The 14,498-nt window shown below is 50.8% G+C and carries 12 protein-coding genes; 2 read left to right on the plus strand and 10 right to left on the minus strand.

Going from position 1 to position 14,498, the window contains the following annotated elements:
- Window positions 1-78: 78 nt before the first annotated feature.
- From D1831_RS06735 to D1831_RS06745, 3 genes are all read right to left on the minus strand, one after another.
- Window positions 79-1,458: an SLC13 family permease gene (locus D1831_RS06735; RefSeq protein WP_125072170.1), complete on the minus strand. Its 1,380-nt coding sequence runs from the start codon at window positions 1,456-1,458 to the stop codon at window positions 79-81.
- A gap of 171 nt (window positions 1,459-1,629) precedes the next feature.
- On the minus strand, window positions 1,630-3,102 hold the full coding sequence (locus D1831_RS06740) for a UbiD family decarboxylase (RefSeq protein WP_125072171.1): 1,473 nt from the start codon (window positions 3,100-3,102) through the stop codon (window positions 1,630-1,632).
- A 349-nt stretch (window positions 3,103-3,451) separates the two neighbouring features.
- Window positions 3,452-3,745 carry a bacteriocin immunity protein gene (locus D1831_RS06745; protein ID WP_125072172.1) on the minus strand — a complete coding sequence of 98 codons (294 nt, stop codon included), beginning with the start codon at window positions 3,743-3,745 and terminating at the stop codon, window positions 3,452-3,454.
- A 106-nt stretch (window positions 3,746-3,851) separates the two neighbouring features.
- Here D1831_RS06745 and D1831_RS06750 point away from each other — a divergent pair, with 106 nt between their 5' ends.
- Complete coding sequence (locus tag D1831_RS06750) at window positions 3,852-4,151, plus strand: bacteriocin immunity protein (RefSeq protein WP_125072173.1); 300 nt, start codon at window positions 3,852-3,854, stop codon at window positions 4,149-4,151.
- A gap of 135 nt (window positions 4,152-4,286) precedes the next feature.
- Here D1831_RS06750 and D1831_RS06755 read toward each other — a convergent pair whose 3' ends face one another.
- The 5 genes from D1831_RS06755 to D1831_RS06775 all read right to left on the minus strand — a co-directional run bounded on the left by D1831_RS06755 (window position 4,287) and on the right by D1831_RS06775 (window position 11,349).
- Window positions 4,287-5,480 carry a metal-dependent hydrolase family protein gene (locus D1831_RS06755; protein WP_125072174.1) on the minus strand — a complete coding sequence of 398 codons (1,194 nt, stop codon included), beginning with the start codon at window positions 5,478-5,480 and terminating at the stop codon, window positions 4,287-4,289.
- Between the two features lie 213 nt (window positions 5,481-5,693).
- The gene (locus D1831_RS06760; RefSeq protein WP_125072175.1) at window positions 5,694-6,785 is read right to left on the minus strand and encodes a PTS transporter subunit IIC; all 1,092 of its coding nucleotides are present in this window, start codon (window positions 6,783-6,785) and stop codon (window positions 5,694-5,696) included.
- A 259-nt stretch (window positions 6,786-7,044) separates the two neighbouring features.
- On the minus strand, window positions 7,045-8,763 hold the full coding sequence (locus tag D1831_RS06765) for a collagen binding domain-containing protein (RefSeq protein ID WP_125072176.1): 1,719 nt from the start codon (window positions 8,761-8,763) through the stop codon (window positions 7,045-7,047).
- 102 nt (window positions 8,764-8,865) lie between these two features.
- On the minus strand, window positions 8,866-10,278 hold the full coding sequence (locus D1831_RS06770; protein ID WP_125072177.1) for a subtype B tannase: 1,413 nt from the start codon (window positions 10,276-10,278) through the stop codon (window positions 8,866-8,868).
- Between the two features lie 162 nt (window positions 10,279-10,440).
- Window positions 10,441-11,349 carry a DMT family transporter gene (locus tag D1831_RS06775; protein ID WP_125072178.1) on the minus strand — a complete coding sequence of 303 codons (909 nt, stop codon included), beginning with the start codon at window positions 11,347-11,349 and terminating at the stop codon, window positions 10,441-10,443.
- A gap of 139 nt (window positions 11,350-11,488) precedes the next feature.
- On the opposite strand from D1831_RS06775, the gene D1831_RS06780 reads away from it, so the two are divergent.
- Window positions 11,489-12,193 (plus strand): SGNH/GDSL hydrolase family protein, encoded by a 705-nt coding sequence (locus D1831_RS06780; RefSeq protein WP_125072179.1) that lies wholly within the window; start codon window positions 11,489-11,491, stop codon window positions 12,191-12,193.
- Window positions 12,194-12,342: 149 nt separating this feature from the next.
- On the opposite strand, the gene D1831_RS06785 is transcribed toward D1831_RS06780, so the two are convergent.
- Both D1831_RS06785 and D1831_RS06790 read right to left on the minus strand, forming a co-directional pair.
- The gene (locus tag D1831_RS06785) at window positions 12,343-12,645 is read right to left on the minus strand and encodes a winged helix-turn-helix transcriptional regulator (protein ID WP_125072180.1); all 303 of its coding nucleotides are present in this window, start codon (window positions 12,643-12,645) and stop codon (window positions 12,343-12,345) included.
- Between the two features lie 81 nt (window positions 12,646-12,726).
- On the minus strand, window positions 12,727-14,490 hold the full coding sequence (locus tag D1831_RS06790) for an ABC transporter ATP-binding protein (RefSeq protein ID WP_125072181.1): 1,764 nt from the start codon (window positions 14,488-14,490) through the stop codon (window positions 12,727-12,729).
- Window positions 14,491-14,498: the final 8 nt, after the last annotated feature.

Raw genomic sequence — 14,498 nt, forward strand, 5'->3', positions numbered from 1 at the left:
TCGCGTAAATTACTCAGTTTACTTTGAGTAATTTACGCGATTTGCAGTTTTATTCCAATGTTTTCAAGTGTTTTTAACTTATGCCAATCCCACAAGGTGGAACCAGAACATTTCAACGATGGCGACGATGAAAACGACCACCGTCAGCGGAATTCCCAACCGCATGACGTCTTTTTGCGTGTAACCCCCACCAGTATCGGGATCACTGCCGACAAGGATGGCCAGGTTATGGAACGGTAAAATGTAGTGCAAGTTAGTCACGGAGAAAACGAGTAACGACACGGCTAGCGGGCTGATCCCCATGTGGGCGGTGGCCGCCACGAACGCCGGAATCGTAATTCCCATCACGGCAATCACCGAACCCATGAACATGTGGATAATCATGGCAAACAGGGTGATCACGATGGCTAACAGGTAGATATTAGTTGGTAAGTTGCTAGGAATCAAGGTCTTCGCGATCCAGTCATTCATCCCGGTAACGCCACCAACGTTCCCAATGGCAATCGCGGAAGTCAGGAAGACCAACACGTTGACCGGCACCCCTTCCCACGATTTAGCGGTTAAAATGCCCCCAACAACGGGGAGACTCATCATCAGGGCCACGATCAACGTTAACCAACCGACATCTAGGCCGGTAATCCCACTCGTTAACCAGAGCGCAATGGCCACGACCAACCAAACGATCGTCCGCACTTCCTTGCCCGTCATTCCACCCAGTTGGGCCTGTTTGGCCTTTAATGCAGCCACGTCAATTTCAACCGGTTTGCTAGGTTTGAACAGGAACAAGAAGAGCAACATCGTTAATACGGCGGCAAAAATCATCGGAACACCCATGTCGACAAAGTACGACACGAAGTTGACACTTTGTCCGGAAGCTTGCACGGCTAAGGGGTTCAGCGACGTATCACCGGTGTAAAACACCCCGGATAACGGGCAGGACGCCGCAAAGACGGCTAGTCCCAGCTTGGCTAAGTCCCGTTTTTCCATGTGCGCCGTTTCGGCGACCACGGTAATGACCGCCATGATCATGAAGGCCCGGGGCCACGGATGTGGAATCAGGAGGGCCAAAATAAAGGTCAGGACAAAAATCGAAATGACGATACCCTTCCAACTCCGTACGAACTTAATAATGAAGGCGTACGCGATACGCTGTCCTAGGCCGGATTCATTGACGGCACCGGCAATCAGGTACGCCCCAATGACCAGCCACATGATCGAACCGGTCCACGCCGACGAGAACACCTGCGTCGGTGTCGCGACGTTCATTAAAATTAGTAACATTAAGTAGATCCCACCGACGAAAGCTGGTTGGGCGATTTGGGTCGCCCACCAAACTACCGTCATTAAACTTAAGGCGAGGTCCATTTTTCCTTTGGCGGAAAGGCCTGGAATCGGGAGTAGGGCAATGATGGCAAATACGATAATCCCGCTAAAAAAGCCAATCGTCTTTTTATTCATTTGAAAAATGCTCCTTCCATTTTTACACAGAAAACCCGTCAGTCCAGCAAGTGAATATCAAGTTGGCCTGACGGGTTTCCGTTAGTTCACTATAAATCAGTCGACTTTCACGTTACTTATGTGCAGTTATCTGGCGGTATAACGCCCACTCGGTACCGCAAAAGGCCGGAATTATTCTAGATACTTCTTCCAGTCCGGAACCTTCATGAACTGGGCCCGTTCAAACTGATCCTTCATATCAAACGGAACCGTCCCGTCAATCACGAGTTTGGAACTCATTCCCCGGAACCGAATCGACTTCGGGTCGTATTCGGGCCGTTCGGACGGATCCAACGGGTGGTTGCGCATCCCGGATAAGACCATTAAGTCCTTGTCCGCTTGGAAACGGGTATTGATCGTCCAAATGACGTCGTTCATGTCAAAGATGTCCACGTCTTCGTCCACGAGGATCACGGTCTTTAATTCCTTAAAGGCGGAGAAGGCCAGTAACGCGGCTTGGCGTTGGATGCCTTCGTCGGCTTCGTTATCCTTGTGAATTTGCATGATGGTCATCAATTTCCCGCCACCAGCCGGTGGATTATAAACGTTCAACACCTTACCCGGAATGGCGCGGTTAACAAGTTGCAAGATGCTGGCTTCGGTTGGAATACCGGCCATGCTAACGTGTTCTTCGGAGGGTCCAATCACACTTTGCATGATGGCGTTCTTCCGGTGGGTTACGGCCGTCACTTTAATGACTTGTAAGGCCGGGTTAGCGTCCCCATCGTAACCAGGAAATTCTGGCATGGCTTTACCCGTGTGGGTGTTGATGTCTTCTTGAATGCGTTCGTTAGGCATGATGTAGCCTTCCAACGTGTATTCAGAACGGGCGATTGCCTTTTCATCCACGGTCAGCCCGTCAACCAACTGAACGGCCTGATTGCGGATGGCACCGGCAACCCCCAGTTCGTTATAACCAAACGGCGTGGTCGGTGGTTCAAAGGTCGCCCCAATGGTAACCGCGGGGTCCAAACCAATGTTGATCGTAATCGGCATTGGTTTATTCGCCTTTTCATACTCTTCCGCAAACGCGCCGATGTGCCGACCACCAGGCATGATGTAAATACCTAACTTATCCTTATCTTCCAAAACCATCCGGTGAATCGTAACGTCGCTCTTGGATTTATCCATACTGGACCCAAAGACGACCCCCACGGTAATGTAAGGACCGGCGTCAACCGGCGTATTGGTTGGTGCGGCCACTAACTTACGAATATCAAAGTCTTTATCAGTCGCTTTGTACACCACTTCGTGCGCCGGCGCGTCTTTTTCCGCTACCGTCACCGGTGCAACTGGGTTTGAAACGGAATCGTTTAAAAACTGACCTAACGTTTGGAAGTCGTGGTGAAACATTTTGCCGACCCGTCGCCGACTAGCCATCAACCCAATTAAGACCCGGGTATCCGGAAAACCTTTCACGTTATTAAACATCATTGCTGGACCTTCCTGAGTTGGCCGTTCAACGGTACCACCGGCACCAATGTAGCGGTAAACTCCCGCCAGTTCAGCTTCAGGATCAACTTGGACGTCGGTTTCGTGGTAACTCTTCGGATCATCTTTGATCTCATCGAGCACCCGCCGTAAGTCCCATGGTTGTTCTGCCATAGCGTTCATCTCCTTATCAATTTACAAGTTCATCATACGGCCAGCCGAAAGCGGGTTCAATTCGAAAACGGCCGCTTTATTATTCACCAACGGAATAATAGGCCAGTTATCCACTACTCACCGATAAAAGTGGATAACTACTGCGTTATCTTCCTACCTATCCCCCTGTGGATAACTAAAAAGACGTTGTTCCGGATTTATCCACACCGGTAACAACGTCCTCACTTTATTTTTTAATTAGCCGGCGTACTTGCCGGGCCCCCTGATACAACCCAACCATGACGGTAATCAAGCTTCCCGCCGTAACCGCGGTTTGAATTAATGGTTTAACGCGCATCGCACACCCCTCCTAACGAAAATCAGACGGATCAGTCACCGTCTCAGCACCAGCAGAACGCCGCCCTAACGCCAGCAGTTGACCCACCAGCAAGTTTTGGGTGGCCGTTAAATGTAGTCGGTTGGAAAATACCGTGTAAGTAATGTAATTCGCCAAGTGACTAATTAAGGGTCCCGCCTGTGCCTGATCAGCCAATTGATGCTCCGCTAACAATAAGGCCCGGCGAATCTCCGGGTAGCCGCGCGCTTCAGTGCTCGCTAAATCCGTAATCAACGATCGAATAATCCCCCGTACTTCACAATTCATTTCCCTCACCCCTAGTTTCAGTATACGGCTTTTCAAAGCCAAATTGAATGCCCGTTTCACAAGCCGACAATTAAGTGTAGACTATTAATCTAGGGGGGAATATAATATGTCAAAAACAACGGATCAACAACAAGCAGCGGTCCTATTACAAGCCATTAGTACGGCCTACCAGGACCCCCAGGTTCAGGGGGACCCGGATTTAAGCGCGCTACTGGTCAAAAATTCCAAGCGGTTAAGTAACGGCGGCGACTACCACAAGGCGGCCGCGGACTTAAACCAAGGGTTACGCTACTGGGGGATGGCCCACTTATACGGTCCTAAAGCTTTAAACGCCCTGTATCAGGCTACCATTGACGGGACCCGCGGACGGGCGTACCAGCGCCAGCCCACCGGGTTTGATAACTAAATAATGCGCTTGAAATCAGCATCTGAAGTTAAACCTTAAAGAGAGCGGGTAACGTAATCGTGATTGCGTTACCCGCTCTCTTTAATTATTAGGTAATGGTGCCAAAGCGCGCCCAAAGTCAGCTGAGCTCACACTCTAATTCACCTTAACACCGTGTTGGTAAACGCCCTTGTCCGTTTGTTGGACCGCCTTAACGTCCGCCGTGGGGTCGGCGTCTAGAACTAAGAAATCCGCGAACTTCCCGGTTTCCAGTGAACCGTAATCCTGATCAATATGTAATAACTTTGCACTGTTCCGTGACGCTGCAAATAGCGCTTGGTAATTAGTCGCACCAACCTGTGTCAGCAACTGAAGTTCAACCGGAGTATCCTTAAAACCGTTAAACGGCGTGCCGGCATCGGTCCCAAACGAGATTTTGACACCACCCCGGATGGCCGCTGCGATCCGCTTAAAGTAAATCTTCAAGGAGGCCGCACCCTTGTCGATCATGTATTGTGGTAACTTTCCCTTACCATAAGTTGGAATCGTGTAACCCGCAATTAACGTTGGCGTTAAATAGATGCCCTTTTCAGCCATTAATTGGATGTCTTCGTCACGAATAAACGACCCGTGTTCAACCGAATCCACCCCGCCCAGGATGGCTAGGTGAATACCGTCGGCCCCCTCCGCGTGGGCCGCCACCGTCATGTGCTTGGAATGGGCTTCGGCGACCGCCGTTTTGATTTCATCGAGGCTCAACTCGGTATCGTCAACTTGGTCGGTCGCCGACATAACGCCCCCCGTTGCCATTAACTTAATATTTTTCGCGCCGTATTTAAAAGCGTGCCGCACCGCCTTACGCATTTCATCGGGGGAATCGGTCAAATGACCCCAAGTAGTATTACCGCTCCAACCCTCGGTAAAGTCGCCGTGGCCGCCCGTGATCGACATGGGCCGGCCAGACGCAATGATTTGGGGACTTGGAAACTTAGCCCCCTCGGCCCGCAGCCGGGCCAACTTAATGTCCACGTCAAACGCGCAACCACAGTCCCGGATACTCGTCACACCGGCGTGGAGCAATTCCTTTAAATTATTTAACGCCGTGTAGGTGACTTCCGCTTCGGACAAATAGGTCAGCTTATTGGTTTGCGGGTTCATCATCATGTGCGTGTGGGCATTGATCAAACCGGGCATCACGTACTTGCCGCTCAAATCCACGGTGTGATCCGCATCCCCGGTATCCGCGACCAAGCGACCGGTCGCATTATCAACGACAAAGCTGGCGTTCGGTTGTAACTTTGCTTCGTGACCATCAAACAAACTAAAATTTTGGTACTTGGTTTTACTCATCTTACCAATTCCTTTCTGTGAATAAAACCATCCTAGTTCGTCGATTGCTTGGTTTCAACGCTCACTAGTTGATAAGCACACTGTCAAATTTAACTCGTCGTCACCATCACCGAACCCGTTCAAACTAAAACTGGCGGTGATTTCCAATTCAGGAATCATCGCCAGTTTTCCGTTAACGTTCACCATCTAAACGTTGCGGGCCCACACTTTAATTTAAACAATTTCCAACTGGAGCTGTTGGGATTCTACCCACTTGGCTGCCAGTAATACCCTGTACAAAACAATCGAGATCACGGCCGGAATGACCACCCCGGTGACCACGTAAACCATGAACGTGTTCATATTGGTCGAAGCCAGCGTAATCGGGGCAATTAACGAATTCAACCCTAACCCGGCTAACTTATAACTCGTTGAGAAGTGGAATACCAGGGTCGCAATCGGTGCCGCGACGATGGCCGCCACCATTGGCGGAATCGCTAAGCGCGGATTAACTAACAGGTTCGGGAACTGAACCTTGGGTGTGATGATTCCCTGCGCAATGTTTGCTCCCAAGTTGTTTTGGCGAAACGACATGATCGTAAAACCGACAAACTGGGCGGTTGTTCCAATCAGTGCCGCACCGGAAGAAACCGGATCAAGCATGACCGCAACCGCCAAGGCGGCCGACGATGCCGGGGTCATCAGGAATAGTGCCCAGGCTAAGGAAACCGCCATCGACCCGATCAACGGGTTGACCTTCATCGAAGTGGCAATGAACTGACTGAGCCAAACCAGTGCCGGCGTGGTGACGGCGGCTAATCCGAGTCCCACGACCGAACCGACAAAGGTCGCGGCTAACGGGACCAGCATCATGTCCAACGGGGTTTTACCCGTCAGGTAGTTCCCAACTAGGACGGCCACTAACCCGGCGGCGACCGCTGAAATCGGTTGGCCGGTCGTAAAGATGGAACTTTGCGCCGCTTGGGCCAGCGTATGGCCCGTGGCGGTCACCCCGTTAGTTGCCGACTGCGAAAAGAAGACCGCGTTAGCGCCAATCGTTGAGGAGATCATGGCACTAAAAGTCACCAGCGTGTTACTGTTCAGCATCGTCGCAATGGCGACCCCGAACGCCGGTCCCAGTAAAACTTGGGCAATTGCCCCGACCTGGTATAGCGCTTGCCAGTGTAAAAAATTGGCGAACGATTGCAATAATAGCCCAATTCCTAAACAAACTAGAATGGCGTTAGAAACCCCCGCGGATACCTTGTAAACGTAATCCATGGTCGTCATCTTATGTGTCGCATCTGCTGCGTTAGTTGTTTCCATATGTAAGCCTCCGTTTTAATTAATAAAAATTAGATGAGAAATATGTGAGAATGGTTCTTATTTTGCCATTAGTCATGAAAACTGTCAATTGAATTTTCATAATTGGTTTAATTACTTTAAATTTTAAAGTTGCCGCGGCCACGGTGGGACTCACCCCAAGGTCAAACTAACGAAACTTAAGTCCCGGCCCCGTTAGACACAAAAATCACGTGGTGTTTCGTTCCACCACGTGATTTTAACTTTAACGATTTAAATTTGATTACGCCCAGTGACGAATCAGGGCGCCGCCACCGAGGGTCAAAACGGCTAACAAAATTCCCACGGAACGAAGGGCGTGACCGTCCACTTGCGACTCGTTCGTTTGGGGTAATTCTGCACGGTTCTGGCTCGCAGGAGTTGCAGCGTTTGACTGTAGCACGGTCGTTTTGGCACTGGACTTCTTCGTGTCCGGTGTTGAAGTTGCCCGTACGGGGGCCGCTGAAGCCTGACTAGTTGCGCTTTGTGAATTGGAACTGGTAAAGACGCTGGAGGCCGTGCTCGTAAACTTCGACGAACTGTTGGCGTCCGGAGCCTTAGTCCCCGCTTCGTAGTTTTCATCAAACCCGGCGTCTACGTCAACCGTCCCGGTATCTTCGTCCACGTCCGGATTAGGATCAGTGTTGTCATCCGGATCATCGGGTTTGGTAACGTTACCCGTTGTATCAGTCCCACCGTTTGGCTGTGAGCTGCTGTTCGAGTTTTCACTGGATTGACCAGTATCGCTTGAAGAACTAGTGGCCTGGTTATCCGAACTGGTCGAACTCGAGCTGGTGGAACTGTCCACGCTGGACGAATCTGATGAACTCGAAATTGCCGAACTGGAGCTCGATGAATCTGATGAACTCGAAATTACTGAACTGGAGCTCGATGAACTTGATGAGCTCGAAATTACCGAACTGGAGCTCGATGAACTTGATGAACTCGAAATTACCGAACTGGAGCTCGATGAACTTGATGAACTCGAACTAGAAATGGCGTTACCATTTCCCGAGCCCGAATTGTTACTCTTATCGTAGACCTTACCGTTAGCCGCTTCTTGGTTACGTTCACCACTAGTGCCGCCACCCCATTCCATGATGGCCTTGTTCTTGAAATGGTAGTCCGTATTCATTAATTCTGGTTCCGTTACCTTAGTGTAGTAGTCAATCACAATTAGGTTACTTACAGTGTCGTTGAAGTCGAGGTTAAACCCGTTATCGGTGTACTTAACGTTGTAAGCATCTTCACTAAGTTGGTCGCGCCGTTTATACGACGTTGATGTTGACCACTCACCGTTATAAACCTGAATCCCCTCGATCATTTCCTGTTTGTCACCAATCGTATCGGCAATCGACAAATTATGTAACTCAAGCTGTTGCCGGTTCACTAAAATCGTCCACTTAATGCGACCGTTCTCGTGGTCCATCGTTCCCTTCTTTGAAAGGTTGGCTTCATCCTTCACGATGTTAATGTCGGAAGTACTCTGTTGGCCGTTTTCCAAATTAAAAATAACTTTCTTTTCGCCAGTATCCTCACCACGATACTTAGTTGACAAGTTTAAGCGAATTTCGGTATTGGTCTTACCTTCAATGTGCTCATTCATGGTTAAGACGACCTTGCCATCCGTTGTGACTTTCCCGGTACCGATGACTTCACCAGTGTCTTCGTCCGTTACGTCAAAAACGTCGCCAACGGCTTTAGCCCGTAAGTTTTCCGGTAAATCAACGGTGACCGTGTCACCCGCGTGCAACGCCGTATTGCCAAACGCCAAGTTATATTCAATTTGAATCGTATCGGCGTGCTTAAAATCGGGCCCGTTAAAAACGGAAGCGGCCGTGGTGTAATCCTTCGCATCGTAGTTAGTGGCTGCCTTAGCCGGTATTGCTTGACTAAATAGTAATAATAAAGCAAAACTAACTAACCCCAATAACCAGTAGAAGCTACGTTTACCTAATTTCAATCTAAAACTCCTCCTTAGTGTCCATCTAAAGAAGAGTATACGCTTGCCATTGGCGTTTTCAACATACTTTGTGAAATACTGGATAATTAGGTTTAACAAAATTTATTTTGCGGTTGGTAAACAGCGCGCGTCGATCCAACTAAAGAGCGCGCCTAAGTCGTAGTCCCCACTGTGGGGCACGTCCCATGGAAACGCTAAGTCCACGTCAGCCCCTCGCTGTCTTAGCACGGTTGCCAAGATCAACGGGATGGCAAAACTGGTATCCCGGTCGGCAGCGCCATGGCGGATCCGCCAGTGTTTTGCGACCGTGGTCTGACCGGACAATAACTGGCTAACGGGATCCACGGCCGCGACGAGCTGGGGAGCGGCCAAGGGACCACTAACGACCGCTTGTTTTTGTGAAAAAACCGTAAAATGCTTGGCATTGACGTTAGCATCCCCAAACAAATTGTTTTCCGGACTACTCAAGTCCAGCGCGTCAAAGGCCGGGACCGACTTCATCCGCGTAATGCTGTTCAAATAGGACGTTAGATCCACCGCCGTCACCCGGTTGTCCCGAACCGTTAAACCCGCGTACTTATGCACGTCGGTACCGTGATCCAGTGCCACTTGTGCGGACTCCTGAATCAACGCCGCCACGGCGTCCCGGAACGGTCCGTTACCGGCCGCATCCAGAGTTAACGCCGTCCCCGCCGCGGTAGTCAAGTGCAGGTCGTTCAAATAGCTGATGAACTGTGTCTTTAACATCCTTGACAGCATGCGTTCCGTACTCGTCAACCGGCCCGCAACCGGTGTAAACCGCGGGCGGCCATTTTTCACCGGCGTGGACTTAAATCGGTGCCAGTCATCAATACCGTTAAACTGCCACTCGTAAGCCATATCCGCGTGTTGCAAGTTGTGGATTGGACAGTAGGCGGACACCGCAAACACGTCATCACGAACCGGAGCGGCTCCCAGTGCCGTTAGCGCGGCGTCAAAGTACGCGACATTGCCCGCGGCGCCGCTCAACGCCGCCGTGGCGCCACCCGCACTGGTACCATTGGTCACGATCCGTTCAACGTCCCCCGGAATACGCCCGGCGTTATAGCGGACGTAACGAATCGCCGCTTTCATATCCACGATAAAGGCCGGGGCATGCCCAACTGCGTGCCCGTTAGCATCAACGGTCGTGCGCCCCCGTAACCCGGCCGCAACGACGACGTACCCCCGTTTTAAGGCGTAAGCAATCGTTTTAGCGTTAGAAGGCCAAGTCTGATTTTGCGGGTCATCGGCCGGCCCTGGCAAATAGCCCCCAACCGTGTTCGGCATAAAAATGGGCGCGGTGGTCCGGTCGTACCCGTTGACCGGCTTATTTTGCAAGTACGCCGCGGGTACGAAAACGTTCAGTCGTTGAATCGCGGCAACTGGTCGCCGAACGTACGTTAGACCGTGAACGGCGTAGTACGCTAAGGGACGGCCATCAAGCCTCAACGTTTGCCGCTTAAATTGGGCGGGTTCAAATTTTAAAGATTGCATTTAATCACCCTACTTTCTTGTTACGTTAAGCCTACGTGGATTGATTGTCATTATCAACTCAAATTTGGCCCATCGTTATGCCAAAAGCGAATAACGGTAACCACCAAAAAAGTCGTTGCGAAAATGCCGACGCGCAACGACTTTTGAACTCCCCTACCACGCTTACACTTTATTCCCGAAACTGGCCGCTTGGGCCGCCATGAATTGCAGAACCGTTACGCCGACAATTAAAACGGCCCCGGTAATCCCAAACGCATTAAAGTTAACGTTTAAGAAAATAACACTCAGCACCGTGGCCGACAACGGCTCAATGGTTCCCAAAACACTCGCCGTTGTCGGCAGGATAAACTCCAGACTTTGCAGGAAAAAGAGGTAGGCCAGCATCGTGCCAAAGATGACCACGAACCCAACTTCCAACCACGCTCCGACCGACAAACGTGGGACGTGGCGCCACGCCGCCGTTCCAACGAATACGAACAGCCCACCAATGAGCATTGACCAACCAACGATGGGCGTCGCGCCGTAGTCCTTGATGAGTTTAGTTGGCATGAGGGTATAAATGGTCGCCCCCACCGCCGCTAGCAGACCCCAAATAACTGCGGTTAGCGGTAACGCTAATGAATCGAGGCTGCCCTCCGTGACGATCAACACGGTCCCCACGATGGCGGATACCACTGAAATCACGTCGACTTTGCTCGGAAAACGCCACGTTCGAAAGGTAATGAACAAAATGATCAGCACTGGTGAGAGTGCTTGTAAAATGGCCGCGGTCGCCGCGTTTCCACGGCTGATCGCCATAAAATACGTCAGCTGGGTCCCCACCATCCCCAGCAGACTAAACGCGACGAGTTTTCCCGCCGCGGCTGGTCGTTTAAACACCGCCGTCACCGGCATTTTTCGAACCGCTCCGTAAATAAGGAGCAGTAGTCCCGAAACGACCATCCGAATTGAAACCAACCATAGTGGGGAAATGTTGGTTGAATCAAATAAATGTTGGGCCACCGTCCCGGAGCTCCCCCAGAAAAACGGTCCGGCACTTGCGAGGACGAACCCCAACGTTTTCTTTTCCATAACGCCACCCCTCCATCGTACTTTTATCCCAGTCTAACAACTATTTTTATACATTAAAAGGGGCGCTTTAACATTCACACCCGCAATTGACAGGGTCGCGCGACTAGGCTAATCTTATAGCGTGCAAGGAGGAGACCATTTGAAACATCAAAAATTAATTTATTGGTTATTGGGGATCTTTGCCGTTGTCTTTATTGGCGGCGCTCTGATCATCCCCACACCAACCTTAAAAAAACAAGTCATTAATATCGGTAATATTATTACGGGGAACCACACCAAGACCACCGGGGCGACCCACAGCGTGGCCCACACCGATTTAGGGGAAAAGTACCAACTATCTAAAAGCGAAATCAAAACACTCAGTCAGCTAAAGGTCACCGGAATCGGTGATTCGATCATGGTCCGTACAACGCCGGACTTAAAAGAAATTTTTAAGAGTTTTAACGTTGACGCCAAGGTTGGCCGTCAAGTTTCCGCCGCGCCGGCCGTCATTAGCCAGTTAAAGGCCAACAACGCCATCCAAAAAAACGTGCTGGTCAACTTGGGAACCAACGGCCCCACCGACGAGGCTAGCATTGACGGCATCATTGAACAAATCGGCAGCAAACACCAAATTTACTGGGTCAACACCCGGGTCCCCGATAAGAAGTGGCAGGACAGTAATAATAAACTCATTGCTGCGGCCGCTAAAAAATACAGTAACGTTCACTTGATCGACTGGTTATACGTCAGCCAAAGTAACGATAACTGGTTCGTCAGCGACAACCTGCATCCCAACACTCTGGGTGAACGTGAATACACCGCGACGGTCGGCCAAACGATGGCCAAGACCGCAACACCGTAACGTAAAAAAAAGGGTGCTTAAACTACAAGAGGCTGTGACAAAAGTCACAGCCTCTGTTTTATCTCCGAATAATTATTGCCGAAACGGGCTTCAAAAGTCAGCGGGTTCCGCTTAACGGCTAACCAACGTTTGGCACACTCTGTTATTTTTTAATGCATTGCGGTGATGGCGCGGTTACCCCACGCCTCTAATTCTTGTAAGCTGCGTTGTAATTCTAAGCCAGTCGTTGTCAGTTGGTAACGATAGTGTTCACGCTCCGTTACCAATCCCAATTGATTCATTTTCGCCAGCACCGTAAGCAGCTTTAACGTACCCAGCCCCCGTACGCGGCGTCGAAGCAGCATAAAATCAGCCGGCTGATCCGTTAAATTACTCAGTACCAGCGCGTACCACCGATCATTAAGCAGTGCTAACCCAACCTTCGTTCCAATGTTTAAATCCCGCATGACCATGTTTCTGACCCCTTCAAGTTTAATTATTCATTTATTTTAAGGGAGCCCCGGGATGAATGCGAATAATCGGTTTGTGAAGCACTACTCTTTAAATTGAATCTTCACGTAGTCCCGGTATAGCGGAACGTTGGCCATCAATTCTTGGTGGGTTCCGGAACCACTGACCCGGCCCTTTTCAATGAAGTAGATCTGATCAGCATCCACGATGGTACTTAACCGGTGGGCAATGACCAGGGTCGTCCGGCCCTTCATCAATTCACCCAGTGCCTTTTGGACCATCGCTTCGGATTCCGAATCCAAACTAGCCGTCGCTTCGTCCAGCATCAAAATCTTAGGGTCCCGGAGAAAGGCCCGGGCGATTGCCAAGCGTTGGCGCTGCCCACCGCTGACTTTAACGCCGCGTTCACCAACCTGGGTATCGAGCCCGGCTGGCATGGCGTGGACAAAGTCCGCCGCGGAAGCCAGTTCGAGCACGTGCCATAGTTGGTCATCCGTATAAGTTTGGTCGGAACCGTACGTTAAGTTGTCGCGAATGGTCCCGGCCATGATGGCCGAATCCTGGCTGACGTACCCAATTTGGGACCGCCAGGCGTTCAAACTAATGTCGTTAACGTTTTGCTGCCCAATCGTAATTTGACCACCCTGTGGCTGATAATAACGTTCCAGTAAGCCAAAAATCGTCGACTTACCACCGCCGGACGGACCGGCGAAGGCCACCACCGTATTCGGTGCCGCTTTAAAGCTCACGTCGCTTAAAATGACCTGACCCTCATCGTCGTACGCAAAGTTTACGTGGTGCATGGCTAACGTTTGGTCGGCAACCGACTGGTCGTTGCCGGTCGTTAACGCTTCTTCCGGTTCGTTTAACAGATCACGAATCCGTTCAGTAGAACCGTTGGCCTTCGACAACGTCGTAAAGAACTGCCCTAACGTCCCCACCGGACCAATGATTTGAAAGAGGTACATTAAAAATGAAACTAACGTCCCCATCGTCATCGTGCCACTGGCGACCCGCGCCGCCGCGTAAACGAGGACGCCGACAAAGAGTGCCATCATGCTGGCAGTCATGACCGGACCGGCAACCGAATCGTACAGGGCTTCCTTTAGCCCAATGCGATACAGCTTAGTAATTTGGTGAGTCCCGTTGGTCGTTTCGTACGGTTCAGCGTTGGAAGATTTCACTAACCGGATTTCGCCGAGCGTCTCGTCGGCGGTCCCGTTAAAACTGGCTAAGGCGTCCTGGCGTTGCCGGCCAATTTTGCTGCTTTGGCGCATAATCGGCAGCATGACTAATAAGACGACGGGAATCGCTAAGACCATGATGGCGGTCATTTTCCAGTCCATCAAGACCATAATGACTAGGGCGCCGATGAGCTGCATGAGTGCGGTCACCATCTGCGGAAAAGCGTTCGCCAACAAGTCTTTGATCTGCGTCGAATCGTTGACTAACCGGGACGTCATTTCACCGGTTTTTACGTCGTCAAAGTAACCAACGGGTAGGCGTAACAAGCGGTGCCAGAGCGTTGTGCGTAAGTTTGCAACGACGTTTTCACCGAAAATTCCCAGTAACGTCCCCGAAATGGCACTAATAACGGCACTAATCAGAAATAACCCAATCACCCCTACCAGTAACGACTGGTTGACGCCGTGACTAAACCCGTTGATCAGCGTCTGGGCAAACTTGGGAACCATTAACTGGGCGCCAGTAGCGAGTAATCCCAGGGTGAGGCCAATCCACAGTTGCCAGTACTTGGGTGCCGTCTGCCGAATTAAATGTAAGAAGCCTTTTAAATCAAATTTGCCGCGCGCCGCGGCGGTTGATGGTGCTGCCATTCTACGTTCCATTTTCTCCT

The organism is Lactiplantibacillus garii, from assembly GCF_003885105.1.
Taxonomy (GTDB): Bacteria; Bacillota; Bacilli; order Lactobacillales; family Lactobacillaceae; genus Lactiplantibacillus; species Lactiplantibacillus garii.